We start from the raw sequence: 26,304 nt of genomic DNA on the forward strand, positions 1-26,304 counted from the left end.
GCAAGGAGCGCTGGCTCGTGGCTCCTAGCCGGCCTGAGACATCCTGAAGGGCCAGGCGGTCACATCGCCATGCGCGCGCATATCGCGCCAATATCTCTCCTCCCGCACGGCTGCGGCCCTGTTCCAGAGACCGAGCAGGCCGCAAGAGGCCCGGACTGCCCAGCGGGGATACCGCCCACCGCCCGGCACGCTGCCGGAATGGGGCCATGTGTAAGGCTCATCCGACTGGAGGAAGCGGACGCAATTCGCAATCAGATCGTTGAGCTTTGGATTGGCGCGATCGGCCTCGCGAGCGGCATGCTCCTTGAAGTCGTCATAGAGGCCCCAGACGAAATCGAAGACCGCGTCGAGCCCTCGGTCTTCGCCGCTTGGCCAGGCGGCTTCCAGCTGCCTGTTCGTGGTCGTTCCGCTCCAGAAGCCTTCGACCAATGCGGCAGCGCGATCGCGAGCGTCCCTGTCGATCATGGGCTGGATTATACTCTGATCGCGCGCCCGCTTCCGACCCGTAGCGGACACCTTAGCGCGAAACGATGCTCGTTAAGCGATCCGGTCCGGCGGCTGGTGATTGAGGAAGCTTGAGGAGGCGTTCGCACTCAACAAGGGCTTCCTTATGGCTATCCCACCACTTGTCCGCTTCGCGCCCGTCCCCGGCCCTATCTGCCGGCCCCGAAATCTGTCGACTTGGCCGAATGTAACTCGAAAGAAACATCGCGGATGCGGAAAGCTCTTCATATGATCTTTGGCAAGGATTTTGCGCTACCCCATCCGAGATATTATACTTCTTCTTATAAAGAAAAAGCTCAATCATCGAATTATGGTAGGTGATTCCGAGAGCGTCGTCATCACCGTTTCTAGCTGCCGCCGCTATTTTACTCTGAGCCGCCACGATGGCTTTGTGAAGTGCGTAATCGTGCGGGTTTTGTGCGCGCACCTCTGTAGGCCCAACAAAGCCAAGCCCGCAGAAGATCACCAAGCCGACAATGAGGACCAATACCTCTCTCCGCGACACATGATCCTCCATAGTTGACCTGTTCTAGCACAAGCCGCGAAGGGGAATAGGACCGCTGTCGACCTTTCGCTGACATCACGGTTTCCGAGGCTGCGCCAAAGCCCCACCACAGGCCCGGCAATCTTTCCGCAACCTTCTTTGACCAACCTCCCCCCGGCGGGACAGCTCCGGCTGACAGCCTCGCGCCTGCCCGAAGTGGCGGCTCGGCCCCGCTCGCTGAACATCAGCGAACATTTCCGTTCAGGTGGCGTTGCAATCGCATAGGCGATGATCGCCTCGGCTAACCAGGAGACACCTCATGCGACATCTCGTGATCGCGGCAGCCCTGTTCATGGGCTCTTTCACTGCGGTCAGTGCCGCGCCGGCCGCCACTCATGATGGAGCGCTCGCGCCGACGATCGCGCAGCAGCTCGACAAGCTGCCCGCCGAGTTCACCGCCAGCGACGCCAAGCTGCGGCGGATGCAGATGATCCAGGACAATATCGATCGCCAGCGCTACGGGCGTGGCGGTGGCTATGGCGGCGGTTACGGTCGCGGCTACGGACGCGGCTATGGCGGCTACAGGGACGGTTACGGTTACCGGCGCGGCTATGGCGACGGCTACGGCCGCCCGCGCTACGACCGCTGGTGACCCGGGCAGCGGCCTCGCCGGAACGCGGGGCCGTTCTGCCGGCAAACGCCCTCTTCACAAAAAAGCACGCCCTCTGTCGGAACCTTCCGTCCTCCTTCGTCCTTGAGGCGACAGGCCATCATCTGGTCTGATGAGGCAGCAAGGAGCATAGCGATGAAGGTCACCCAGAATCTCTGGTTCGACAAGGACATGGAGGCTGCGATCAGCCTCTACACCTCGCTGATCCCGAATTCCGCGCTGGAATGGACCAGCGCCTTGCCGGCGGAATCGCCCAGCGGGCCGGCCGGCAGTGTCAAGATCGCCGCCTTCACCATTGGCGGCCAGCGCTACCAGGCCTTCGAGGCCTGGCGCTCCGACACCTTCAACCACACCTTCTCGATCGTCGTGGAATGCGACACCCAGGCCGAGATCGACCGGCTCTGGGAGGCGCTCGGCGAAGGCGGCAAGTTCGAGCAGTGCGGCTGGCTGAAAGATCGCTGGGGCGTGTCCTGGCAGATCTCGCCGAAGCGGCTGGGCGAGCTGACGCGCGATCCCGATCGCGCCAAGGCCAGGCGCGTCGCCGAGGCGATGCTGAAGATGGTCAAGCTCGACATCGCCGCGCTGGAAGCAGCCGCAGAAGGCTAACGCCATTCCAGCGAAGGGGCGAAGCGGTTTCGCGTCCGGAATTACACCAAAGAAACCTCAGGCGGCTTCTGCCGCCTGCCGCATGCGCTCCTTCAGGCGCTTGCCGACTGCGACGATCGCCTCGATCGCCGGCATCAGCTCGAGGCCGAGTTCGGTCAGCCCGTACTCGGCCGATGGCGGCGAACTCGGCACGACGCACCGCTCGACCACACCCTTGTTCTCGAGATCGCGCAGGCGCTCGCTCAGCATCTTGGCCGAGATCAGCGGCATGTCATGCCGCAGCTCGCCGAAGCGGCGTGGCCCGGCGCTCAGATACCAGATCACGTTCGGCGTCCAGGCCTTGCCGAGCACCTGCATGCAGGTGCCGACCGCGCAGGTCGGCGGAGGGTTTTTCGCCCGATTCTTCCGTATCTTCAACGCCATGAAGGGGATTCTCCGGTTACCGCGAGGATACCGGAAAATTCAGTAACAACAAGTTACCCAGTATACAAAAGTTATCTCGCCTCCTACCCCTGAGCCGCCCGCCAACACGGAGACGGATCAGCATGAAACTCTACTACGCCCCCGGCGCCTGCTCGCTTTCGCCGCATATCGCGCTGCGCGAGGCCGGCCTGCCCTTTGCGCTCGAGAAGGTCGATACCAAGACCAAGACAACCGAGACCGGCGCTGACTTCACCACCGTCAATCCGCGCGGCTATGTCCCGGCGTTGGAACTCGACAACGGCGAAGTGCTCACCGAGGGCGCCGCGATCGTGCAGTACATCGCCGATCTGAAGCCGGAAGCGGAGATCGCACCGAAAGCCGGCACGCTCGCCCGCGCGCGGCTGCAGGAAGAGCTCAACTTCGTCTCGTCCGAACTGCACAAGGGCTTCAGCCCGCTGTTCAACACCACAGACAGCGAGGCGAGCAGAGAGGCTGCCAAGCAAAAGCTTTCACGCCGTTTCGACAACGTCGAGGCGAAGCTCGCCGATGGCCGCTCCTATCTGTTGGGTGAGCGTTTCAGCGTCGCCGACGGCTATCTGTTCACCGTGGCGAACTGGGGCGGCCATGTCGGCTTCCCACTCGACCGTTGGCCGAAGGTCCAGGCCTTGATGGCCCGCGTCGCGGAGCGCGCGACGGTACAGGCCGCGATGAAGGCCGAAGGCCTGGTGAAATAGGGCCATGGAACCGCGCTTTGCCGAGATCGTCGCGGCGCTCGGCGACTATTTCGACGGGCTCCACCACAGCGACGCCGACAGGCTCGGGCAGCTCTTCCACCCGCAGGCGATCTACGCCTGCGGCACGGAGGGCAGCCTGACCCATCTCACCATGGCGGAGTACCTGCCGATGGTGGCGAAGCGGCCCTCGCCTGCCAGTCGGGGCGAAGCGCGCCGCGACCGCATCCTCTCGATCGAGTTCGCCGGGCCGGTCACGGCGCTGGCCCGGGTCGAATGCGCGATCGGGCCGAAGCGCTTCATCGACCTGCTCAGCTTCATCAAGCTGGATGGGCGCTGGCGCCTGATCGCCAAGGTCTTCCATTTCGACCTCGATCCGGCAGCCACCTGAAGGGGTTGAGAGGCACGGCCGTCGGCGAAACTTGACGCCGACAGCTGGGCAGCGGCTCCGCCAGCCTTGTGACGCATAGTCACCCGAATGTCGTACGACCTGCCTAGGACTCCCGGCAGCCAGGTGGGGAAACCGGCACGGAGAAGCGCGCGCGTCCGGTGCCGGACCTGCGTGCAGATGCGCGCCGTGCCGCCTCGACCCGGCCGCAGACGCGACCGCGCACCCTTGTCGGAGTCGAGAGCATGCAAGTCGACATTTTCACGCAGGTGATCGTGCCTGTGATCGGCGGCCTGGGCATCTTCATGCTCGGCCTCGAATTCATGAGCAACGGCATCCAGAATCTCGCCGTCAACAAGATGCGGGCGCTGCTCGCCAAGATCGCCGGCACCCCGGTCAAGGGCGTCATGGCCGGCACCTTCATCACCGGCGTGATCCAGTCCTCGACCGCGATGACCGTGATGGTCGTCGGTCTCGTCAATGCCGGCGTCATCGGCCTGCGGCCCGCGATCTCGGTGATCATGGGCGCCAATATCGGCACGACGCTGGGCAACGGCCTGATCGCCCTGCCGCTCGGCCCGCTCGGCCTCTTGCTCGCCGGCATCTTCGCGCTGGTCCACATCTTCGCCAAGACCGACAAGGTCAAGAACATCGCCCTCGCCTGCATGGGCTTCGCGCTGATCTTCTACGGCCTCAACCTGATGACCGGCGGCCTGCGTCCGCTGCGCGCGATGCCCGAGGTGATGAGCGTCATCTCCTCGCTCAAGGCCGACACCTATCTCAACCTGATCTATTGCGTGCTGATCGCCGCCGGCATCACCGCGATGATCCACTCCTCCTCGGCGACGATCGGCATCGTCATGGGCCTCGGCGCGGCCGGCATCCTCGACTGGAAGACTGCCGTCGCCTTCTCGCTCGGCGCCGATCTCGGCACCACCATCACCTCCTGGATGGCCTCGCTCAACCTCTCCAAGAACGCCAAGCGCGCCGCCTACGCCCATATATCCTTCAACATCATCGGCGTCGCCGTCACGATCCCGCTGTTCTTCGTCTCGATGGACGTGCTGACCTGGGCGATGCAGTGGTTCGGCGGCAATCCCGGCATCCCGGTCGTCAAGGACGGCAAGGAGACCTTCCCCCTCGTTCCCGTCGCGATCGGCCTCTATTCGACCTTCTTCAATATCTTCAACACCGTCCTGCTCTTCCCCTTCGTGGGCGTGTTCGAGCGGGTTCTCTCCCGCGTCGGCGCCTCCTCGGCCGACGATATCGAGGACTATTCGGCTCCGCGCTTCCTCGCCAGGGCGACCGACCACGCCCATGCCGTCGGCAACATCCAGAAGGAGACCGGGCGCTATCTCCAGGCCGCCCAGCTCTTCCTCGACATCGCCCGCAACAAGCCCGACGCGCCGCAGAAGAGCGAGGAGCACTACGCCGCGATCGACGTCCTCAATCGCGACATCCGCGCCTACACCTCCGGCATGTTCACGCCGGAGATGCCCTATGCCCGCGCCGATCTCGTCGCGAGCCTGATCGAGGAAGAGGACTTCACCGCCAGCCTCGGCGAGACCCTCTACCAGATCGCCCGCCGCATCGAGCGCCAGCCCTTCGGCCAGCCCGGCCGCGAGGTCGTCGACAGCATCGTCGACCAGGTCGCCGAGGCGATGCGCGCCATCGTCCCGGCCGGGCCGGATATGCCGCTCGTCTCCGCGCAGGCGGAGCCGCGCATCGCCGCCCTGTCCGCGGTCCGCGAGCGCTGCCTGCGCCTCGGTGCGGAGCTGCCCTGGGTCGAGCGCGGCGCGATCCTGGCGCTGCTCGGCTCGGCCGAACGCGCCTTCTTCCTGATCGAGCGCATCGACGCCGAGCGCCGCTCCGTCTCGCGTGTCGTGCCGGTCTCGGAAACCAGCTCGCAAAGCCGCGAAGTCGGCGGTTTCGGCACCGCCGCCGTGCCGGCCTGAACAGGTCGCCATACCCAGATTGTGGACAGGCCGCCTCCGGGCGGCCTGTTTGTTTTTTCCGCTCAACTTTTTGTCGCGATTGCAGGTGAAACCAAGCAGCCGCAATGGCAGTGCAATACGCGAATTGGTGCCTGCTCTGCGCAAGAGCGCGGCGACGACCGGATACGAGGACAGCTACATGACGTCGAAGGCGATTTTTCTCCTGGCACCCGCTTTGGCGCTGCAGACAGCCGCCGCTCTCGCCGATGACGGCCTGACCTGGGGCGTCCGGCAGGATGCGGATGGAATCGTCGTCGCCTATGAGATGCCGGAGAGCGACGACCAGCGCCTGTTCTTCTCCTGCGACTTCGCCAGCAAGAGCCTGACCGTGCGGATCCCGTTCTTCAAGGAAGGCATGAAGGACAACGCCGTCACCACCGCCAAATTCTCCTCGAGCGGCGGACAGGCCGACGTCAGCATGAAGCTGATCAGCGACGAGATGGGCAACCATTTCGAGGCGACGACGACGTTGTCGCCAGCACTCCAGGCAGTGCTGCGCAAGGGCAAGAGCCTCACCTTGCGCGTCGAGGGTGAGACGCAGAACTTCCCGCTCGCCACCGGACAGAAGGGCTTTGCCGTGCTGGCGCAGCGCTGCGGCGGGTGAGCAGCTTCATTTCAAGTGCGCGGGAACCCCTCTCCTGGAAGGAGAGGGGCAGGGGTGAGGTGTTCGGACTGAAAACGTTGGCTTGAACTCGACCGCGCGGTTGGCGCTCGCGGAGTTGGTCAGGCGGCCTACACCTCACCCTGCCCTCTCCTTACAGGAGAGGGTTCCGCGCGCCTGCCCTTTCACGACACCAATGGGGTCATCTGGTCGTGGCCGCACGAAAGCCGTGGCGCTTCGCGGCCCACACGACCGCGAATGTGGCGATCAGCAACGCCGCCAGCACCCACGGGAATGGCGCAACGCCGAACCCGCTCAGCAGCAGCCCGCCGAGGATGCCGCCGCCGGCGATGGCGAGGTTCCACGTCGTCACCAGCATCGACTGGGCGACGTCGGCGGCTTTGCCGGCAGCCTTGGCGGAAGCAGTCTGGAACAGCGTCCCTGCCCCGCCGAAGGCCAGCCCCCAGGCAGCGACTGCGCCATAGATCACCGCGGGCGCGGTCCCTGCGATCCCGAGCGCCAATGCAGAGAGGCCGAACAGCGCGACGCTCGCCAGGACCAACTCGCGCAGCCAGCGATCGATCAGGGCGCCGGTGATCCAGATGCCGAGCAAGGAGGCCAGGCCGAAGACCAGCAGCACGACATCGGTCCGTTCCTTGAGGCCGGCCGGCTCAAGGAAGGGCGCGATAAAGGTGTAGAGCGTGTTGTGGGCGAGCACATAGGCGAAGACCACGAACAGGACCGGCCGTACGCCCGGCAGCGTGAACACCGCCTTCAGTCCGAATTCCTGGCCCCGCTTCTGGCCAGGGAAATCGGGCACCTTGGCCAGCACCCAGGCGACGAGCAGCACGGTCAGCCCGCTCATCACGCCGAAGGTCCAGCGCCAGCCCAGCAGCGTGCCGAGGAAGGTTCCCGTTGGGATGCCGAGCGAGAGGGCGAGCGGCGCGCCGACCATGGCGATGGCGATCGCGCGGCCCTGCAGATGGTCCGGCACCATGCGCGCTGCATAACCGGCCGCCAGCGCCCAGAGCAGCCCCGCGCTCATGCCCGCGACGAAACGGGCGATCAGCGTGACGGCATAGCTCTCGGAGATGGCGGTCACCGTGTTGACGACGGCAAAGCCGCCAATGGCGAGCAGCAGCAATGTGCGCCGCCGCCAGCTCTGCGTGGCGATCGTCAGAGGAATGGCGGAGACGAGCGAGCCGACCGCATAGGCGGTGACGAGCTGGCCGATCAGCGCCTCGGATCGTCCGAGGCTCCCCGCCATTTGCGGGAGCAGCCCCGATGGCAGGATTTCGGTCAGGAGGGTGATGAAGGCCGCCATGGCGAGCGCCAGCAAGCCCCCTAGGGGCAGCCTCGCCTCGCTCGTGCCGGTCGAGATCGTATCTGTCGCTGATGTCATGGCTGTAGCGCCTTCGAAGATGGGTCGGCGCTTGAGGTAGCTGGTTCCCAATGAGCGAAAAACAGGACACAACTCACGACACTTTGGACATTCTCGTCATGACTGGGTGACCGCCGCATGGACAGTCTCGGAGCGCTCTTCGCCTTTGTGCATGCGGCAGAAGCCGATGGGTTCACCGAGGCCGGCCGCAAGCTCGGCATCTCCGCCTCGGCCGTCAGCAAGGCCGTGGCGCGGCTGGAAGAGCGGCTCGGCGCCAGGCTGTTCCACCGCTCGACCCGCAGCGTAACGCTGACGCCGGAGGGGGCGATGTTCCTCGAACGCTGCCGGCGCATCCTCTGCGAATACGAAGCCGCCGAGCTCGAATTGTCGCGCAGCCGGGCGACGCCGCAAGGCAAGCTACGCGTCAGCCTGCCGTCGATGAGCATGATCCCGATGGCCAAGCTCGCAGCCTTCAAGCGGCGCCACCCGGAGATCGAGCTCGAGCTCGATGCCACCGACCGGGTGGTCGACGTCATCGGCGAAGGCTTCGATGTCGTGCTCCGCACCGGCGAGCATGCCGATTCCCGGCTGATGACCCGCACGCTCGGCCATTTCAGCCAGGCGCTGGTCGGCTCACCCGACTATTTCCGCCGGATGGGCACGCCGGAGGCGCCGGAAGACCTCGCCCGGCACACCTGCCTCGTCTATCGCTACGCCAATACGGGCAAGCTCCACCAATGGCCACTGTCCAGAGGCGGCAAGCCCGCGCAGGTCGAAATCCAGCCCAGCGTAGTGACGAACGCGCTCGAAGCGCAGATCGGCCTCGCCGAAAGCGGGCTCGGCATCGCCTGCGTTCCCGACCTGTCCGTCGCCGAGCACCTGCAGCGCGGCTCGCTCGTCCGCATCCTCGCTGGCTATGTCGAGGTGCAGACCAAGATCAGCGTGATGTGGCCGGCGAGCCGCTACGCCTCGCCGAAGCTGCGGGCTTTCGTCGACTTCGCCGCCAAGGAATTCCTGAAGGCTGCGGTTGATCGAAAGGGCGCGGGATCCCCTCTCCTGGAAGGAGAGGGGTAGGGGGTGAGGTGTTCGGACTGAAAACGTTGGCCTGAACCTGACCGCGCGGTCGGCCCTGGCACACGAGCAGGCGTCTACACCTCACCCAAGCGTTGCGCACGCCGCCCCGATCCGCGCAATGACAGCATCCAGATCATTCAGCACGTCCTCATTGCGGAAACGGATGAGCATGAAGCCATGGCGCTCGATCTCTTCGCTGCGGAGGGTATCGTAGTCGCGCTGAACATCATGCTGGCGCCCATCGAGCTCGATTACGAGCCTGCGCTCGAAGCTGAGGAAATCGACGGTGTAACCGAGCAGAGGAACTTGCCGCCTGAACTTCACACTGCCGAAGCGGCGGCCGCGCAAGAGGGCCCAGAGGATGTCTTCAGGCTTGGTTGCCTGGCGGCGGAGCTTGCGCGCGAAGTGTTGATACTCGCCGACCATCGGAGTTTTCTTCGGAGAGCGCGTACACCTCACCCCTGCCCCTCTCCTTACAGGAGAGGGGCTCCCCCGCGCTTCACCTAACTCCTACTCCGCCGCCTCCGCATAGGCGCTCGGCTCGTAGTTCAGGATCGGCGCCAGCCAGCGCTCGACCTCGCGGATGTCCATGCCCTTGCGGACCGAGTAGTCCTCGACCTGGTCGCGCTCGACCTTGGCGACACCGAAATAATAGGCGTCGGGATGCGAGAGATAGAGGCCGGAGACCGAGGAGCCCGGCCACATCGCATAGCTCTCGGTCAGCTTGACGCCGACCCGCGGCTCGGCCTGGAGCAGCTCGAACAGCGTCGCCTTCTCGGTATGGTCGGGCTGGGCCGGATAGCCCGGCGCCGGGCGGATGCCCTGATAGTCCTCGCGGATGAGCTCCTCGTTCGAGAAGGTCTCGTCCGGCGCATAGGCCCAGAACTCGGTACGCACGCGCTGATGCATGCGCTCGGCGAAGGCCTCGGCGATGCGGTCGGCCAGCGCCTTGACCATGATCGAGCGGTAGTCGTCATTATCGCGGGCGAAGCGCTCGGAAATCCGCTCCTCCTCGGCGCCCGAGGTCACCACGAAGGCGCCGATATAGTCCGGCGACCCGCCTTCCGGCGCGACGAAGTCGGAGATGCACATGTTCGGCTTGCCGTCGCGCTTGGAGAGCTGCTGGCGCAGGCCGTGGAAGGTCGCGAGCTTCTCCTGCCGGCTCTCGCCGGTATAGAGGCGGATGTCGTCGCCGACGGCATTGGCCGGCCAGAAGCCGATCACCGCCTTGGGATTGAACCAGCGCTCCTCGACGACGCGCTTCAGCATCGCCTGCGCATCGTCCCAGAGCTGGCGCGCCGCCTCGCCCTGCTTCTCGTCCTCCAGGATCGCCGGGAAACGGCCCTTCAGCTCCCAGGTCTGGAAGAACGGCGTCCAGTCGATCAGCGGCACCAGTTCGGCGAGATCATAGGTCCTGAAGACGCGCGTGCCGAGGAAGGTCGGCTTTGGCGGCTGGTAGCCGGCCCAGTCCGGCTTGAAGGCGTTGGCGCGCGCCTTGCCGAGCGGCAAGCGCTGCTTGTCGGCCTCCGAGCGGCGATGGGCGGCGGCGACCTTTTCGTATTCGGCCTGGATGCCCTCGACGTAAGGCGCCTTCTGCTCCTGCGAGAGCAGGCTGGAGACGACGCCGACCGCGCGCGAGGCGTCGGTGACATAGACCGCCTGGCCCTGGTTGTAGGCCGGGTGGATCTTCACCGCAGTGTGGACGCGGCTGGTCGTCGCGCCGCCGATCAGCAGCGGGATGTCGAAGCCCTCGCGCTCCATCTCGGAGGCCACAGTGACCATCTCGTCGAGCGAGGGCGTGATCAACCCGGAGAGACCGATGATGTCGACCTTCTCCTTGCGCGCGGTGTCGAGGATCTTCTGCGTCGGCACCATCACGCCGAGGTCGATCACCTCGTAGTTGTTGCACTGGAGCACGACGCCGACGATGTTCTTGCCGATGTCGTGGACATCGCCCTTCACGGTCGCCATCAGCACCTTGCCGGCCGCCTGGCGCTCGGCGCCGCCATTGAGGCGCTTCTCCTCCTCCATGTACGGCATGAGGTAGGCGACGGCCTGCTTCATCACGCGGGCCGACTTCACCACCTGCGGCAGGAACATCTTGCCGGCACCGAACAGGTCGCCGACCACGTTCATCCCGGCCATCAACGGCCCTTCGATAACGTGAAGCGGCTTCTCAGCCTGAGTGCGCGCCTCTTCCGTATCGCGGTCGATGAACTCGGTGATGCCGTTGACCAGAGCGTGCTTGAGACGCTCGTGCACATCGGCTTCGCGCCAGGCGAGGTCCTTGCCCGAAACCGCCGCCGAGCCGTCGCCCTTGAAGCGCGGCGCAGCGTCGAGCAGGCGCTCGGTCGAATCCTTGCGGCGGTTGAGGACGACATCCTCGCAGAGCTCGCGCAGTTCCGGATCGAGATCATCGTAGGAGCCGAGCTGGCCGGCATTCACGATGCCCATGTCCATGCCGACCTTGATGCAATGGTAGAGGAAGACCGAATGCATCGCCTCGCGGACCTTCTCATTGCCGCGGAACGAGAAGGACAGGTTCGAAACGCCGCCCGAGATATGGGCGTGCGGCAGCGTCTCGCGGATGGTGCGGGTCGCGTTGATGAAGTCGTTGCCGTAGTTGTCGTGTTCCTCGATGCCGGTCGCCACCGCGAAGATGTTTGGATCGAAGATGATGTCCTCGGGCGGGAAGCCGGCGACCTCGGTCAGCAGCTTGTAGGCGCGGGTGCAGATCTCGATCTTGCGCTGATAGGTGTCGGCCTGACCGGTCTCGTCGAAGGCCATGACCACCACCGCTGCGCCGTATTGCCGGCAGATGCGGGCATGCTCGAGGAAGGCTTCCTCGCCCTCCTTCATCGAGATCGAGTTGACGATCGGCTTGCCCTGGATCGTCTTGAGGCCGGCCTCGATCACATGGAACTTCGAGGAATCGACCATGATCGGCACGCGGGAGATGTCCGGCTCCGAGGCGATCAGGTTGCAGAACTCGGTCATCGCCTTCTCGGAATCGAGCAGGCCTTCGTCCATGTTGATGTCGATGACCTGCGCGCCATTGGCGACCTGGTCGCGCGCCACGTCGAGCGCGGCGGCATAGTCGCCATTGGTGACCAGCTTGCGGAACTTGGCCGAGCCGGTGACGTTGGTGCGCTCGCCGACATTGACGAACGGAATGGTCTCGTCGAGCGTGAACGGCTCGAGGCCGGCGAGCCTGAGATAGGGCTTCGGTTCCGGCACGCGGCGCGGCGCCTTGCCGGCGACAGCCCCGGCGATGGCGCGGATATGGTCCGGCGTGGTGCCGCAGCAGCCGCCGACCACGTTGACGAAGCCGGCATCGGCGAATTCGGCCAGCATCTTGGCAGTCGCTTCCGGCCGCTCGTCATAGAGGCCGAACTCGTTGGGCAGGCCGGCATTCGGGTAGGCGCAGACCAGCGTACCGGCGACGCGCGACATGTCCTTGATATGGGCGCGCATCTCGCGGGCGCCGAGGGCGCAGTTGAGGCCGATCGTCAGCGGATCGGCATGGCGCACCGCGTTCCAGAACGCCTCGACCGTCTGGCCCGAGAGGGTGCGGCCGGAGAGATCGGTGATCGTGCCGGAGATCATCACCGGCAGCTTGAGGCTCTTCTCGCGGAAGACCTCCTGGATCGCGACGATCGCGGCCTTGGCGTTGAGCGTGTCGAAGATCGTCTCGATCAGCAGCAATTCGGAGCCGCCATCGATCAGGCCACGAACCTGCTCGGCGTAAGCATCGCGCACCTGGTCGAAGGTCACCGCGCGGAAACCGGGATTGTTGACGTCGGGCGAGATCGAGAGCGTGCGGTTGGTCGGGCCGATCGCGCCGGCGACGAAGCGGCGACGGCCGTCCTCCTTGCGGGCGATCTCGGCCGCCTCGCGCGCGATCCGGGCGCACTCGACATTGAGCTCGTAGACGATCGCTTCCATGCCGTAATCGGCCTGGGCGATCGAGGTGCCGGAGAAGGTGTTGGTTTCGACGATATCGGCGCCCGCCCGGTAATAGGCGAGATGGATGTCGCGCAGCGCATCCGGCAGCGTCAGCGCGATCAGGTCGTTATTGCCCTTGAGGTCGTGGTTCCAGCCCTTGAAGCGCTCGCCGCGGAAGTCGGCCTCGCTCAGCTTCAGGTTCTGGATCTGCGTCCCCATCGCGCCGTCGAGGATGAGGATGCGCTCGGAGGCGGCCTGGCGCAGGGCGCGCTCGATTTCGGCGCCGTCGGCGGGGGTGGGCTGGTAATCGGACATCAGTCTACTCCGCCGCCACCTGCTGCGCCTGCGCCTTCTCCGGCTTCAAGCCGACGAGATGGCAGATCGCATAGACCAGGTCGGCCTTGTTCATCGTGTAGAAATGCAGGTCGGAGACGCCGCGATCGATCAGATCGAGCACCTGCTCGGCGCAGACGGCGGCGGCGACCAGCCGGCGCGTCGCGGCGTCGTCCTCCAGCCCCTCGAAGCGGTCGGCCAGCCATTGCGGCACGCTTGCCCCGGTCTTGCGGGCAAAGCCGGCGGTCTGCTTGAAGTTCTGGACAGGGACGATGCCCGGCAGGATCGGAATCTCGATGCCGCGCGAGCGGACCTTGTCGAGATAGCGGAAATAGACGTCGTTATCGAAGAAGAACTGGGTGATCGCCCGGGTCGCACCGGCATCGACCTTCTTCTTCAGCGCATCGATGTCGGCATCGAGCGAGGCGGCTTCCGGGTGCTTCTCCGGATAGGCCGAGACGGTGACCTCGAACTCGCCGATCTTGCGGATGCCTTCGACCAGGTCCGAGGTCTGGTGATAGCCCTCGGGATGCGGCTCGTAGGTGGTGCCGAGCCCGCCGGCCGGATCGCCGCGCAGCGCCACGATATGGCGCACGCCCGCTGCCCAATAGGAGCGGATGACGTCATCGACCTCGTCGGTGCTGGCGGAGACGCAGGTCAGATGCGCCGCCGGCTTCAGGCCGGTCTCGTCGATCATGCGCTTGACGGTGTTGTGGGTGCGCTCGCGGGTCGAGCCGCCGGCGCCATAGGTTACCGAGACGAAAGCCGGGCCGAGCGGCTCGAGCCGGCGCACGCTGTCCCAGAGATTGACCTCCATCTCCTCGTTCTTCGGCGGGAAGAACTCGAAGGAGACGCGCGGGCGGCGCGAGCCATGGCGGCTGGGGCGGAAAGCGTTCATCACGCAACCTCACGATCGAACTGACGAATCGGAAAATCACCCTGGAGGCGCCGATCGCGCCCGCGCCAGAGCATGACGCCGAGCTGGCCGCAAGCGCCATCGGGCGCAGTGACCTCCTCGGCGAGATCGCAGTCGAGACCGGCCTCGGCGAACCAGGCGACGATCTCGTCCTTCTCGAAGCCGAGTCGGCGATGCGCGTGCTCGGTCCGCAGGAACTCCATCTCGTGCGGCGCGAAATCGACCAGGATCAGCCGCCCACCCGGGGAGAGCAGCGCTGCCGCCTCGCGCAAGGCGCGGGCCGGATCGTCGAGGAAGTGCAGAACCTGGTGCACGATCACGAGGTCGAACGAGCCGCGCGCGAAGGGCAGCGCATAGATGTCGCCCTGCCGCAGCTCGACCCGCGACAGGCCGGCCTTTTCGAGGTTGGCCCGCGCCACCGCCAGCATGGCATGGCTGGCATCGACACCGACCGCACGGGCCGCCTTCGGCGCGAGGCGCTCCAGCATGCGCCCGGTGCCGGTGCCGAGATCGAGCAGCGCCTGCAGCGGCGTCTCGCCGACGGCGGCCTCGACCGCAGCCTCGACGGCGGCGTCGGGAACATGCAGTGAGCGGAGCTGATCCCATTCGCGCGCGACATTGGCGAAATAGGACTGCGCCGCGGCAGCCCGCGATGCACGCACCGCGGTGAGGCGCTCACGGTCCGCCGCCAGAACCGGGTCGGCGGGATCGAGATCGCGGGCGAGCGTCAGCGCCAGTGCGCCACCCGGCGTCGCATCGTCGAGCCGGAAGAAGGCGAAGGCGCCTTCCCGCGAGCGGCGCAGCAGCCCGGCTTCCGCCATCAGCTTGAGATGGCGCGAGATGCGCGGCTGCGACTGGCCGAGAATGTCGGTGAGATCGGAGACCGAAAGCTCGCCTTCCGCCAGCAACGCCAGGATCCGCAGGCGTGTCTCCTCGCCCGCTGCTCGCAGGCAGCCCAGCAGGGTCGGCAGCGAATGATGGAAGCGGCTGGTCACCGGCGAGCGCCTCAAAATTCTGTGAAAGATATAAAGATATCTTTATGTCAACCACAGGAGAAATGCAAGCCGCTTGTCCGATATTTCAGTCCGACACCGACGGATCAAACAAACGGGGAGGCTCCTCTGTCGCACGAGAGAAGGCCCCGCGCGCTCGCTCTACGCGGGCTTGCGTGAGGCAGCCACCCGCATCGCCTCGCGCAGCACGCTGAAGATCCTGGGATCGGCGGCCTGCGCCACATTGAAGCGCATGAAGTGCCGTGCCGTCCGCGACAGGCTGAAGGCGTTGCCCGGCGCAAGCACGATGCCCTCGCCCAGCGCCTGCCGGGCGACCTCCCCCGCGTCGAGCTCGCCCGGCAGCCGGCACCACAGGAACAGCCCGCCGCGCGGTGTCAGCCAGGGCTCGATGTCGAGCGCAGCGAGCCGGCCGCGCGTCTCGGCCATGGCCCGTCCCAGGCGCTGGCGCAGCGCTTCGACATGCCGGCGATAGCCGCCGTCTTTCAGGATATCGAGCACGAGCTCGGCCGCGAGCCGCCCGCCGCCGAAGGAGAGCGCGACCTTGAGGTCGGTCAGCCCCTCGACCCAGTCCGGCCGTGCCGCGATGTAGCCGCAGCGCACCGAAGCCGACAGCGTCTTCGAGAAGCTGCCGATCTGGATCACCCGCTCCAGCCCGTCGAGCCCGGCGAGCCGCGGCGCGACCTCCGGTTCGAGATCGCCAAAGATGTCGTCCTCGACGATGGTCAGACCCGCCTGCTCGGCGAGCTTCAGCAAGCGATGGGCGGTCGCGGCCGAGAGCGTCGCGCCGGTCGGGTTATGCAGAGCGCAATTGGTGACGTAGAGCCGCGGCCGGTGCTCGGTCAGCGCCTGTGCGAACAGGGCAAGATCGGGTCCCGACGGCGTATAAGGCACGCTGACGACCTTGGCACGATGAGCGCGCAGCAGCGCCTGGAAGTTGAAATAGCAGGGATCGTCGACCAGCACGGTGTCGCCAGGCTCGAGCAGGAAGCGGCAGACAAGATCAATCGCCTGCGTGCCCGACTCGGTCAGGACGATCTGGTCAGGCGGGGCCTCGACGCCGCGCTCGGCCAGGCGATGAGCGAGGAGACGGCGTAGCGCAGGTGAACCGAGCGGTGTGCCGTATTCGGCCAGCGTCGCCGCCTCGGCCCGGCCGAGCTTACGCAAGGCCTTGCGGATCGAGGCCTCCGGCATCCAGTCCGGCGGCAGCCAACCGCATCCGGGCCTCAGGCTGTCCGCGCCGGCATCGAGCGACTGCCGGGAGATCCAGAGCGGGTCGACCGCCCGGTCAAGCTTGGGCGCGACATCGGCGAGCGAGAGCGGCGGCAGGCGTCGGACATAGAAGCCCGAGCCGCGCCGCGCCTGGATCGCCCCTTCCGCCGCCAGCCGCTCATAGGCTTCGACCACCGTCGATTTCGACACGCCCATGCTCTGCGCGAGGCCGCGGATCGAGGGCAGCTTGGCGCCCGGCGCGAGCGTCCGTCCGGCGATGCGCTGCCGGATCGTCGCCATGACCCGCCCGACGAGCGTATCTGCGACGGCCTCAGCCTCGCCTGAATCCTTAATCTGTACGGCTTCCAGCATCAGGACAGTTTGCCCGAACTGTACCGGACTGTCTCTGGAAATCCGAAAGGCTTCACTGCATGCAGGCCAGCCCTCGGAGGTACCATGGACAGAACTGCGAACGGCCTGCTCAACGGCTTCATCGGCGTCGTCATCTTCAGCGGCTCCCTGCCGGCGACACGCGTCGCCGTCGCCGATTTCGACCCGGTGTTCCTGACCGTCGCACGCGCCGCCATCGCCGGACTGCTCGGGCTCGCCCTCCTGCTCGCGCTCAGGGAGAAACGGCCGGCCCGCGCCGATGTCCTGCCGCTCGCCGTGGTCGCGCTCTGCGTCGTCGTCGGCTTCCCGCTATTGACCGCGCTGGCGCTGAAGCACGTCACTTCCGCCCACTCGATCGTCTTCATCGGCTTGCTGCCGCTCGCGACCGCGATCTTCGGCGTGCTGCGCGGCGGCGAGCGGCCTCAGCCTGCCTTCTGGGTCTTCGCCATCCTCGGCAGCCTCTGCGTCGTCGGCTTCGCCTGGACGCAAGGGCTCAAAGCCTCACCCGTCGGCGACCTCCTGATGCTCGCCGCCGTCATCGTCTGCGGCCTCGGCTATGCCGAGGGCGCGCGCCTCTCGCGCCATCTCGGCGGCTGGCAGGTGATCTCCTGGGCGCTGGTGCTGTCGCTGCCGATCATGACCGGCCTCTCGCTGGCGACATTGCCGGCCTCCTTCGCACAGGCGGGCGGCCCGGCCTGGCTCGGCCTCGCCTATGTCTCGCTGTTCAGCATGTTGATCGGCTTCGTCTTCTGGTATCGCGGCCTCGCCCAGGGCGGCATCGCCGCGGTCGGGCAACTGCAATTGCTGCAGCCTTTCTTCGGTCTGGCGCTGGCAGGCCTGCTGCTCGGCGAAAATGTCGGCTGGCAGATGATCGCGACCTCGGCCGCAGTCGTCCTCTGCGTCGCGGGGGCGCGGCGCTACGCGCGCTAGATCGAAGCACCGGACAGCTCGAAGTCGGGGGCGGGCATCGCAGCTTGTCGCGAACGCGCGCCTGCCGTTCCGGCAGGAACCGGTCGTCAACGCCATGACGAGCCAACCAATCCTGGGCGCAGGCTTCACACCCGCAGGCCCTCAGCCTTCGTCATGCCTATCAGGCCGTTGGCTGCGTTCAGAGCAGCTTCAGGTCACCCGCAGCGGTCTTGCCGCGCTCGGTCTTCAGGTCGAAGGAGAGCTTCTGTCCCTCGGTCAGGGACATCAGGCCCGCTTCCTTGACGGCAGTGATGTGAACGAACACATCCTTGCCGCCATCAGCAGGCTGAATGAAGCCGTAGCCCTTCTCGGTATTGAACCATTTGACGGTTCCGGTCGCCATCGCCGCATCCCTTGGAGCATCCGTGGTCGTAACGGAGCCCCTCGGCAACGATGTCGAAAAGGCCCCGCGGAGCTGAGGATTGACCGAAAACGCAAGCTTGTCGAGATGAAAGCGACGGCAGTTGCCCTAACGTCGGCTCAGCGCCTTACTAGCTCGAACTGCGTCCTTACCGTAGCGAGTGAAGAGCCCCCGAGATAAACCTCGATGATACCCGGATCGAGCTGGTAGCGGCCGTCATCGTCATGGCCGCCGAGCGCCTTGCCCTCCAGTTTGAACCGCACTGTCCGGGTCTCGCCGGCCTTCAGAGCGACCTTCTCGAAGCCCTTGAGCAGGCGCAGCGGCCGCGAGCGCTCCGCCACCGGCTGGCGGATATAAAGCTGTACCACCTCCTGGCCGTCGCGATCCCCCTGATTGGTCACGTCGACGGAGATCTCGGTCGCCCCATCGAACGGCACCCTGGCGTTCGTCACGCGCGGATTGGCATAGGCGAAGCGGCTATAGGACAGGCCGAAGCCGAACGGGTAGAGCGCCTCGTTCGCCTCGTCCATGTAGATGGATTCATAGCGCTGGCGGATCTTCTGCGGCCGTCCCGTCGGCAGCTGGTCGTAATAGACCGGGATCTGCCCGACCGAGCGCGGGAAGCTCATCGGCGTGCGCCCTGCCGGATTGACCTTGCCGGCCAGCACCTCGGCGATCGCGGCGCGCCCCTCGGTGCCGCCATGGAAGGTCTGGACGATCGCGGCGACGTGCTTGTCGGCCCAGGTCAGGACCAGCGGCCGGCCCGTCGCCAGCACCAGCACCACCGGCTTGCCCGTGGCGACCAGTGCCTCGAGCAGTTCCTGCTGCACGCCGGGCAGGCGAAGCTCGGTGCGCGAGGCGCCCTCACCCATGAATTCGCAGTCCTCGCCGAGCATGGTGACAACGAGATCGGCTGCGGCAGCCGCCTTCAGCGCGGCCTCCTTGTCCTTGAATTCGGTACCGCAGTTCTTGCTGAAGGCGGGCTCATAGGTGACCGTGACGTCGGACGGCAGCTGCTCTCGCAGCGCATCCGGCAGCGGCTGCACGACGCGGCGGCCGAGCCCGGCCGGATCGGTCCAGACCCGCTCGTCCTCCGGCACCGCCATGGCGCCGATCACCGCGACCGACTTGACAGACGACGCGATCGGCAGCGTCTGCCTGTCGTTCTTGAACAGGATCACGCCCTCGCGCGCCGCCTGGCGGGCGATCTTGCGGGCCTCCTCGGTCTGCATCAGCGAGGGCGCGGCGGCGACATCGACATCCGCCCGCTCGAACAAGCCAAGATGGTACTTGACCCTGAGCACGCGCCGGACGGCCTCGTCGAGCGCCTTCATCGGCACGCGGCCGGCCGTCACCTCGTTGGCGAGATGCTTGTGGTAGACATCGCCCATCATGTCCATGTCGATGCCGGCGAGCAGCGCCTTGCGCGCAGCTTCGGCGTCGTCCTTGGCGATGCCGTGCAAGCGCAGCTCGGTGATCGAGCCGAAATCCGAGGTGACGAAGCCGCGGAAGCCCCATTTCCCGCGGAGCAGGTCGGTCAGCATGCCGCGATGGGCGGTGGCAGGCATGCCGTTGAGGGCGTTGAACGCCGCCATCGCCGTCATGGCGCCGGTGTCGAAGGCCGCCTTGAACGGCGGCAGGAAGAGGTCGTGCAGCTGGCTGGTCGGGATCCAGGTCGAGTTGTAGTCGCGCCCGCCCTCGGCCGCGCCATAGCCGACGAAGTGCTTGACGCTCGCCGCGACGCCGCCGCGCTGGTAGCCGCGGGTTCGCGCCGCCGCGATGACGCTTGCGAGATGGGCGTCCTCGCCCGCGCCCTCCAGCACCCGGCCCCAGCGCGGATCGCGCGAGATGTCGACCATCGGCGCGAAGGTCCAGTTCACGCCGGCGGCGCGCGCCTCGCGCCCGGTCCAATAGGCCGCCTGCTCGATCAATTGCGGGTTCCAGCTCGAGGCCTGGCCGAGCGGCAGCGGGAAATAGGTCGAGAAGCCGTGAACCGCATCGAGGCCGATGATCAGCGGGATCTTGAGGCGCGACTGCCTGACGGCCTCCTGGACCTGCCTAACCTCCGCCGGCACGACGAAGTTCATCACCGCGCCCATGCGGCCGGCCTTGATCTGATTGATGTCGAAGCCCTCGCCGCGGCCGGAGAGGTGGAGCTGGCCGACCTTCTCCTCCAGCGTCATCCTGCCGATCAGCGCGGTGATCTTGCGCTCGATCTCGGCCGCCTCGCGCCCGCTCTTCCAGCCGACCTCCTGCTGCTGAGCAGAGGCAAGGGTCGCAAGGCCGCAGAACAGGAATGCAGCGACGAGCCGCAGAAGCATGAGCACTATCTCGCTGAGCAGAAGGACGGGATGAGCGGCCCCTACAGGATCGGGAGGCCGGGCTCAACCGCTCCCATCGCCGCGCCGGCCTGAACGGGAGCTGAAACAGGCCGGGCATGCGGGGAAAACGCCCTTTGCCGTTGCCTCGCAAGACGTTCCATGCGACCGAGCAGGAAAGACTGCCGGACGAGACGACCATGGCCCAGCCGCTGACGATCGAAGACCTGCGCCTCCTGGCGAAGCGCCGCGTGCCGCGCATGTTCTACGATTACGCCGATTCCGGCGCCTGGACCGAGGGCACCTACCGCGCCAACGAGAGCGATTTCGCCGACATCAAGCTGCGCCAGCGCGTCGCCGTCGACATGACCAACCGCACGCTGGCGACGACCATGATCGGCCAGGACGTCTCGATGCCGGTCGCGATCGCGCCGACCGGTCTCACCGGCATGCAGCATGCCGACGGCGAGATCCTCGCCGCCAAGGCCGCCGCCCGGGCCGGCATCCCCTTCACGCTCTCGACCATGAGCATCTGCTCGATCGAGGACATCGCTGCGAACACCGACAAGCCGTTCTGGTTCCAGCTCTATGTGATGCGCGACCGCGACTTCATCGGCCGCCTGATCGACCGCGCCAAGGCGGCCGGCTGCTCGGCGCTGATGCTGACGCTCGACCTGCAGATCCTCGGCCAGCGCCACAAGGACATCCGCAACGGCCTTTCCGCCCCGCCGAAGCCGACGCTGGTCAATCTGATCGACCTCGCCTTCAAGCCGCGCTGGTGCCTGGGCATGCTCGGCACCAAGCGCCGCACCTTCGGCAACATCGTCGGCCACGCCAAGGGCGTCGGCGACCTCTCCTCGCTCTCCTCCTGGACGGCCGAGCAGTTCGACCCGACGCTGAGCTGGGACGACGTCAAGTGGATCAAGGACCGCTGGGGCGGCAAGCTGATCCTGAAGGGCATCCTCGACGCCGAGGACGCCGAGCTCGCGGCCCAGAGCGGCGCCGATGCGCTGATTGTCTCCAACCATGGCGGCCGCCAGCTCGACGGAGCGGTCTCCTCGATCGCGGCCCTGCCGGGAATCGTCGAGCAGGTCGGCGGGCGCATGGAGGTCTGGATGGATGGCGGCATCCGCTCCGGCCAGGACGTGCTGAAAGCGGTGGCGCTCGGCGCCCGCGGCGTGCTGATCGGCCGCGCCTTCCTCTATGGGCTGGGCGCCATGGGCGAAGAGGGCGTCAAGCTCGCCCTCGACATCATCCGCAAGGAGATGGACATCACCATGGCCCTCTGCGGCAAGCGCGACATCCATGATGTCGACGCCAACATCCTGGTGAAGGGCAAGGCCTGAGCCTTTCGACGCTCAGGGCTCCTCTTCCAGCGCGAGAACCGCGAAGCTGGCGAGCCAGTGCTCGCCCATATAGTCGCCGGCGATATGCGGGAAGCCCGCGGCCAGATGCTCGGCCGCGGCCGTCGTCGCCACCGCCCGGCGGGCATCGCCCTCCGGCAGCGCACCGGCCAGCGCCCGCCAGCACCAGGCACGGCTGAGGTTTAGCCCGTCGAGATGCGCGATCTTGCCGTCGCTGCGATCCGTGACCGTCGCCGGCCGGAACAATGTCGCCGGCTCCCGGCGCTCCAGCCGCGGCAGGAAGCGATCGAACCAGGGCAGGAACACCTCCTGCGCCAGCAGGCGGCGCATGCACTCGGCCTCGATCAGCGCCGAGGACTGGAAATCATCGCCGCTCGGCTCGCCCCAGGCCGGGCAGTCGCTGTCCTCGCCATACCAGCGCAAGGCCGTCTCGCGCAGCAGGGCGGCGAACGCGTCATCCGCCGTCGCGGTCGCGTAGTCTGCCGCCATGCGCAGGCCGAAGGCCGTGTTGAAATGCGTCCCGACCCGCACCGGATAGGTCGCGAGCGGCAGGAAGTCGCGGAAACGTTGCGCGAAGGCCTCGGCTAGCGGCGCGCAGTTCTGCGACCACCTCTTATCGTCGAGCAGGCTCAATTCCGCCGCCAGCTTCAAGAGCCAGCCCCAGCCATAGGGGCGCTTGAAGCCCCGTGCGGTCGGAGGAGCGAGATAGGCGCATTCGACCGCTACCTTCTCGGGCGTCAGCTGCGCGTCGAACAGCGCGCGTATCTCGGCCGCCGCCGCGAAGCCGGGATAGCGCCGCAGCAGGCGCGCCAGCATCCAGTAGCTGTGGACGCAGGAATGCCAGTCATAGCTGCCATAGAAGATCGGGTGCAGCTCGCGCGGGGTCCGCGCATCCTCCGGCCCCGCCAGCGTATGGTCCGGCTTGTTCGGATATTCGCGCCCGACATGCCCGAGCGCGATGCGGGCGAAGCGGAGCGCGAGCTCTTCCGTCAGGCGGGCGGCGGTCATGATGGCTTCCTTGCTCTGGCGTAGCTGATGATCATGTCGATCAGACGCGGGGTGAGATAGATCGGCAACTGCGTCGCCGCGAAGTACAGCGCCATGCGCGGCGAGGCCGCAGCGCCGAGCGCCGACCAGACCAGCCCGACATTGCGATTGCCGAGAATGAGGCCGACGGTCAATCGTTCGGCCAGCGCGCCGGGCAGCAGGACGGCCCCCGCTCCCTGCAGACCAAGATTGCAGGCGAAGGCGATCACCAGACATAGCAGCGCGCCCCGCCAATCCGCCTCGATCTGCGCCCTCACGCCCGCCATGGTGGCGATCACGAAGACGAGCAGCGCCGCGACCACGATCCTGTCGATCGTTTCACCATGGCTGCGCAGTTGCGCTCCAGCAAAGCGCCGCAGCAGCAGGGCGACGCCCTCGGCACCGCCGACCAGCATGGCCAGGCGCAAGGCGAGATCGAGGGCACTAAGACCGATCCCGCCAGACCAGCCGGCGAGGAGCGGCACGGTGATCGGGGCGAGCGCCATGCACAGCAGCGTCACCGCGAGCGGAATTGTGCCGTCGAGCCCGAGCATCCGCGCCACCGCTGCCGTGCCGCTCGATGGCGGCGCCGCGGTTGCCAGCACAAGGGCGAGCGCCAGCTCGGCGCCAACGCCGAAGCGGTAAGCAATCAGGCCGATCAGCACCGGGCACGCGACCATGACGGTGACGGGAAGCAGAACGGAGAGCGCCGGGCGGCCAAGCACGGCGACGACCGACTTGCCATCGGTCCGCAGCAGCGTGCCGAGCACGATGAGGAAGATCATCACCGGCATCGACGGCCGGACCAGCTCGGCCAGTACTGGAAAGGCCAGGCCGACGACGACGCCGAGCGCCAGGATCGTTGGTCCGCGCGGTATGAGGCGCGACAGGGATGCTCGCATGCGCCTCGTCCAGCCGTTTCAAGCACCCCTCTTTCAGCAGCGCGCACACCATTGCGGAAATCGATTTTTACTATCAGTACTATTGCTCAGATGAATTTAGCTGCGATCGATCTCAACCTCCTCACCGCCTTCGAGGCGCTGCTCGAGGAGCGCAACGTCACCCGCGCCGGCCAGCGCATCGGCCTGGCGCAGCCCTCGATGAGCAGCGCGCTGACGCGCCTGCGCGCTCTGTTCGGCGACGAGCTCTTCATCCGCACCGCCGCGGGCATGCAGCCGACTGCCAGGGCGCTGGCGCTGGCCCGGCCGATCGGCGAGGCGCTCTCCCAGATCAGGGCAACACTCGCGCCGGACAGCGACTTCGAGCCCGCGACCGCGCGCCGCCGCCTGACCGTCGCCGTGACCGACTATGGCGACCTCGTCGTCGTGCCGGCGCTGGTCGCTTTGCTGCGACAGGAGGCCCCCGGCATCGACCTCGTCGTCAGGCCGATCGCCGATGCCGCTGCCAGCCTCGCCACGCTCGAACGCGGCGATGTCGACGCGCTGATCGGCGGGCATCTCCCTGACTCCGCCCGCATCGTCAGGCGCAGACTGTTCGAGGAGGATTTCGTCTGCATCCGTGACAGGGCGCACGCCGCGCCGCTCACGCCCGACGACTATCTCCGGCTGCCGCATGCGCTGTTCTCCTCCGCCGGCGGCGACGGCTCGCCCGGCGTTGTCGACGCCATCCTCGCCATGGAGGGCCACAAGCGCCGGGTTGCGGTCACGCTCGCGCACATCGTCGCCGTGCCCTTCGCGGTTGCCGGCACGGACCTCGTCGCGACCATGGCGCGGCGTGTCGCCGGGCGCTTCGCCGAGATCGCCGGCATCACGCTGATGCCCCTGCCCTATGACGCCCCGCCCTTCGCCATCGACCTGCTGCATAGCCGCCGCGCGACGACCGACCCGGCGCTGTCCTGGTTTCTGGCCGCGATCGAGCGGGTCGGGCGCTCGCTCTGAAAAAACGAGCGGGGACAGCCCTTGACTCTCGCGGCCCTCACATCCAAATAAATGAGCAATCACTCACTCATTCAGATTTGACCATTCATGGCCCGTCCCCTCAGCGAAGCGAAGCGCGAAGCGATCCTGGCCGCCGCCTGCAAGCTGGTCGCCGAGCTCGGCACCGGCGCGCCGACCGCCAAGATCGCCAGGGAGGCCGGGCTCGCCGAGGGCACGCTCTTCACCTATTTCGCCAGCAAGGACGAGCTGCTGAACCAGCTCTATCTCGAGCTGAAGACCGATTTTGCCACACTCACCGTCACAGCCTATCCGCGCGAGGGCAGCATCCGCGACCGGCTCGAACATCTCTGGAACAGCTTCATCGACTGGGGCGCGAAGCACCCGGTCAAGCACAAGGCCCTGCGCCAGCTCGCCGTCTCCGACCGGATCAGCGAGGAGACGCGCAGCAAGGGCGCCGCCGCTTTCGCCGAGATCAGCGGCATGATCGAGGAGAGCCGGCGGATAGGCCTGCTCAAGGACCAGTCGCAGCCCTTCTTCAGCGCCGTGGTCGAGGCCCTGAGCGAGGTGATGCTCGACCTGATCGCCCGGGAGCCCGGCAAGCACGAGCACTACAAGAAGCTCGGCTTTTCGGTCTTCTGGGACGGCATCACCGCCTGAAAACCCCACCAAGGAACAGCTGAGCCGAGCCCATTTTACTTGTTTAAATGAGCAAGCACTCACTCACAGCCTCGAAAGGACAGCACATGACCAAAACCTGGCTGATCACCGGCGCCGCCCGCGGCCTCGGCCGCTCGATCGCCGAAGCGGCTCTCGCCGCCGGCGACAACGTCATTGCGACGGCGCGCGATCCCGGTCGCCTCGCCGATCTCGAAGCCCGATACCCCGACACGCTGCTGTCCTTCGCGCTCGACGTCACCGACATGGCCGCTGCGAACGTGGCCGTGACCGTCGCGGTCGACACCTTCGGCCGGCTCGACGTGCTCGTGAACAATGCCGGCTACGGCCATGCCGTCGCCTTCGAGCAGACCAGCGAGGAGAGCTTCCGCGCCCAGATCGAGACCAATTTCTATGGGGTCGTGAACCTCACCCGCGCCGCGCTGCCAGCGATGCGGGCCCAGCGTTCCGGCCAGATCATCAACATCTCCTCGGTCGGCGGCCGCACCAGCACGCCCGGCCTCAGCGCCTATCAATCGGCGAAATGGGCGGTCGGCGGCTTCACCGAGGTGATCGCCAAGGAGGTCGCGCCGTTCGGCGTCAAGATCGTCTCGGTCGAGCCCGGCGGCATGCGCACCGGCTGGGGCGAGATCGCCCGCGGCAACGCTCCGGCGGTGATGCCGGACTACCAGCCCAGCGTCGGCGCCGTGCTCGACCTGCTGAAAGCCTATGTCGGCAACGAGATCGGCGATCCCGAAAGGATCGCGCAGATCGTCCTCGACCTCAGCCGGCGCGAGACCCTGCCGGCCCATCTCGTCCTCGGCAGCGACGCCCTCTTCGTCCTCGCCCAGGCGGATGCGCAGCGGCAGAAGGAGGCGGTGGAATGGGCGCAGGTCAGCCGGTCATCGGACTTCGCCGGGACCGATCTGGTGGCCTTGCAGAAACTGCTCGGCGGAGAGGCGCGGGCGTGAAGCTAAATAGCGTGGCCAAACCGTCTGAATTCCCATGCAGAACCTAGGATATGGCAAGCGCTGCAGCATCACCATCCGGGC

The 26,304-nt window shown here is 66.5% G+C and carries 25 protein-coding genes; 12 read left to right on the forward strand and 13 right to left on the reverse strand.

Annotation, left to right across the window (positions count from 1 at the left end; translation table 11 throughout):
* Positions 1-24: 24 nt before the first annotated feature.
* Complete coding sequence (locus AC3WLC_RS25975) at positions 25-465, reverse strand: hypothetical protein (protein ID WP_493686793.1); 441 nt, start codon at positions 463-465, stop codon at positions 25-27.
* Between the two features lie 52 nt (positions 466-517).
* Positions 518-991, reverse strand: a complete 474-nt coding sequence (locus AC3WLC_RS25980; protein WP_493686794.1) for a hypothetical protein — start codon at positions 989-991, stop codon at positions 518-520.
* A gap of 316 nt (positions 992-1,307) precedes the next feature.
* On the opposite strand from AC3WLC_RS25980, the gene AC3WLC_RS25985 reads away from it, so the two are divergent.
* Both AC3WLC_RS25985 and AC3WLC_RS25990 read left to right on the forward strand, forming a co-directional pair.
* Positions 1,308-1,640 (forward strand): hypothetical protein, encoded by a 333-nt coding sequence (locus AC3WLC_RS25985; protein ID WP_493686795.1) that lies wholly within the window; start codon positions 1,308-1,310, stop codon positions 1,638-1,640.
* A gap of 153 nt (positions 1,641-1,793) precedes the next feature.
* Positions 1,794-2,264: a VOC family protein gene (locus AC3WLC_RS25990; protein WP_493686796.1), complete on the forward strand. Its 471-nt coding sequence runs from the start codon at positions 1,794-1,796 to the stop codon at positions 2,262-2,264.
* 57 nt (positions 2,265-2,321) lie between these two features.
* Here AC3WLC_RS25990 and AC3WLC_RS25995 read toward each other — a convergent pair whose 3' ends face one another.
* Positions 2,322-2,687: a winged helix-turn-helix transcriptional regulator gene (locus AC3WLC_RS25995; protein WP_493686797.1), complete on the reverse strand. Its 366-nt coding sequence runs from the start codon at positions 2,685-2,687 to the stop codon at positions 2,322-2,324.
* 122 nt (positions 2,688-2,809) lie between these two features.
* On the opposite strand from AC3WLC_RS25995, the gene gstA reads away from it, so the two are divergent.
* From gstA to AC3WLC_RS26015, 4 genes are all read left to right on the forward strand, one after another.
* Positions 2,810-3,421 (forward strand): glutathione transferase GstA, encoded by a 612-nt coding sequence (gene gstA, locus AC3WLC_RS26000; RefSeq protein ID WP_493686798.1) that lies wholly within the window; start codon positions 2,810-2,812, stop codon positions 3,419-3,421.
* A 4-nt stretch (positions 3,422-3,425) separates the two neighbouring features.
* Complete coding sequence (locus AC3WLC_RS26005) at positions 3,426-3,809, forward strand: nuclear transport factor 2 family protein (RefSeq protein WP_493686799.1); 384 nt, start codon at positions 3,426-3,428, stop codon at positions 3,807-3,809.
* A gap of 242 nt (positions 3,810-4,051) precedes the next feature.
* The gene (locus AC3WLC_RS26010; protein WP_493686800.1) at positions 4,052-5,761 is read left to right on the forward strand and encodes a Na/Pi cotransporter family protein; all 1,710 of its coding nucleotides are present in this window, start codon (positions 4,052-4,054) and stop codon (positions 5,759-5,761) included.
* Positions 5,762-5,939: 178 nt separating this feature from the next.
* Complete coding sequence (locus AC3WLC_RS26015) at positions 5,940-6,404, forward strand: hypothetical protein (protein WP_493686801.1); 465 nt, start codon at positions 5,940-5,942, stop codon at positions 6,402-6,404.
* Between the two features lie 199 nt (positions 6,405-6,603).
* Here AC3WLC_RS26015 and AC3WLC_RS26020 read toward each other — a convergent pair whose 3' ends face one another.
* Entirely contained in the window at positions 6,604-7,803 is a 1,200-nt protein-coding gene (locus tag AC3WLC_RS26020) for an MFS transporter (RefSeq protein ID WP_493686802.1), read from the reverse strand.
* A gap of 117 nt (positions 7,804-7,920) precedes the next feature.
* Here AC3WLC_RS26020 and AC3WLC_RS26025 point away from each other — a divergent pair, with 117 nt between their 5' ends.
* Positions 7,921-8,856 carry a LysR family transcriptional regulator gene (locus tag AC3WLC_RS26025; protein WP_493686803.1) on the forward strand — a complete coding sequence of 312 codons (936 nt, stop codon included), beginning with the start codon at positions 7,921-7,923 and terminating at the stop codon, positions 8,854-8,856.
* Positions 8,857-8,937: 81 nt separating this feature from the next.
* Here AC3WLC_RS26025 and AC3WLC_RS26030 read toward each other — a convergent pair whose 3' ends face one another.
* The 5 genes from AC3WLC_RS26030 to AC3WLC_RS26050 all read right to left on the reverse strand — a co-directional run bounded on the left by AC3WLC_RS26030 (position 8,938) and on the right by AC3WLC_RS26050 (position 16,644).
* Positions 8,938-9,282 (reverse strand): endonuclease domain-containing protein, encoded by a 345-nt coding sequence (locus AC3WLC_RS26030; RefSeq protein WP_493686804.1) that lies wholly within the window; start codon positions 9,280-9,282, stop codon positions 8,938-8,940.
* An 84-nt stretch (positions 9,283-9,366) separates the two neighbouring features.
* On the reverse strand, positions 9,367-13,116 hold the full coding sequence (gene metH / locus AC3WLC_RS26035) for a methionine synthase (RefSeq protein ID WP_493686805.1): 3,750 nt from the start codon (positions 13,114-13,116) through the stop codon (positions 9,367-9,369).
* A gap of 4 nt (positions 13,117-13,120) precedes the next feature.
* Positions 13,121-14,032 (reverse strand): methylenetetrahydrofolate reductase [NAD(P)H], encoded by a 912-nt coding sequence (gene metF / locus AC3WLC_RS26040; protein WP_493686806.1) that lies wholly within the window; start codon positions 14,030-14,032, stop codon positions 13,121-13,123.
* Positions 14,032-15,045: an ArsR/SmtB family transcription factor gene (locus tag AC3WLC_RS26045; protein WP_493686807.1), complete on the reverse strand. Its 1,014-nt coding sequence runs from the start codon at positions 15,043-15,045 to the stop codon at positions 14,032-14,034. Before AC3WLC_RS26045 ends, metF begins: the two co-directional genes overlap by 1 nt.
* 159 nt (positions 15,046-15,204) lie before the next feature.
* Positions 15,205-16,644, reverse strand: a complete 1,440-nt coding sequence (locus AC3WLC_RS26050; RefSeq protein ID WP_493686808.1) for an aminotransferase-like domain-containing protein — start codon at positions 16,642-16,644, stop codon at positions 15,205-15,207.
* 84 nt (positions 16,645-16,728) lie between these two features.
* Here AC3WLC_RS26050 and AC3WLC_RS26055 point away from each other — a divergent pair, with 84 nt between their 5' ends.
* Positions 16,729-17,592: a DMT family transporter gene (locus tag AC3WLC_RS26055; RefSeq protein WP_493686809.1), complete on the forward strand. Its 864-nt coding sequence runs from the start codon at positions 16,729-16,731 to the stop codon at positions 17,590-17,592.
* Between the two features lie 178 nt (positions 17,593-17,770).
* On the opposite strand, the gene AC3WLC_RS26060 is transcribed toward AC3WLC_RS26055, so the two are convergent.
* Together AC3WLC_RS26060 and AC3WLC_RS26065 are read right to left on the reverse strand one after the other, a co-directional pair.
* Positions 17,771-17,974, reverse strand: coding sequence for a cold-shock protein (locus AC3WLC_RS26060; RefSeq protein ID WP_057190882.1), 204 nt, complete (start codon positions 17,972-17,974; stop codon positions 17,771-17,773).
* Between the two features lie 137 nt (positions 17,975-18,111).
* Complete coding sequence (locus AC3WLC_RS26065) at positions 18,112-20,313, reverse strand: glycoside hydrolase family 3 N-terminal domain-containing protein (protein ID WP_493686810.1); 2,202 nt, start codon at positions 20,311-20,313, stop codon at positions 18,112-18,114.
* 197 nt (positions 20,314-20,510) lie between these two features.
* On the opposite strand from AC3WLC_RS26065, the gene AC3WLC_RS26070 reads away from it, so the two are divergent.
* Positions 20,511-21,656, forward strand: coding sequence for an alpha-hydroxy acid oxidase (locus AC3WLC_RS26070; protein WP_493686811.1), 1,146 nt, complete (start codon positions 20,511-20,513; stop codon positions 21,654-21,656).
* Positions 21,657-21,668: 12 nt separating this feature from the next.
* Here the strand turns inward: AC3WLC_RS26070 and AC3WLC_RS26075 are convergent, their stop codons facing one another.
* Positions 21,669-22,682: a DUF2891 domain-containing protein gene (locus AC3WLC_RS26075; protein ID WP_493686812.1), complete on the reverse strand. Its 1,014-nt coding sequence runs from the start codon at positions 22,680-22,682 to the stop codon at positions 21,669-21,671.
* Complete coding sequence (locus tag AC3WLC_RS26080) at positions 22,679-23,602, reverse strand: hypothetical protein (protein WP_493686813.1); 924 nt, start codon at positions 23,600-23,602, stop codon at positions 22,679-22,681. The genes AC3WLC_RS26075 and AC3WLC_RS26080 overlap by 4 nt, the downstream gene beginning before the upstream one ends.
* Positions 23,603-23,692: 90 nt before the next feature.
* On the opposite strand from AC3WLC_RS26080, the gene AC3WLC_RS26085 reads away from it, so the two are divergent.
* The 3 genes from AC3WLC_RS26085 (at position 23,693) to AC3WLC_RS26095 (ending at position 26,223) form a co-directional block, all read left to right on the forward strand.
* Positions 23,693-24,598: a LysR family transcriptional regulator gene (locus AC3WLC_RS26085; protein ID WP_493686814.1), complete on the forward strand. Its 906-nt coding sequence runs from the start codon at positions 23,693-23,695 to the stop codon at positions 24,596-24,598.
* Positions 24,599-24,685: 87 nt separating this feature from the next.
* A complete protein-coding gene (locus AC3WLC_RS26090; protein WP_493686815.1) occupies positions 24,686-25,255 on the forward strand; it encodes a TetR/AcrR family transcriptional regulator in 570 nt (189 codons plus the stop codon).
* Between the two features lie 86 nt (positions 25,256-25,341).
* The gene (locus AC3WLC_RS26095; RefSeq protein WP_493686816.1) at positions 25,342-26,223 is read left to right on the forward strand and encodes an SDR family NAD(P)-dependent oxidoreductase; all 882 of its coding nucleotides are present in this window, start codon (positions 25,342-25,344) and stop codon (positions 26,221-26,223) included.
* Positions 26,224-26,304 lie beyond the last annotated feature (81 nt).

This window comes from Allobosea sp. GW821-FHT03A12 (genome assembly GCF_058986765.1).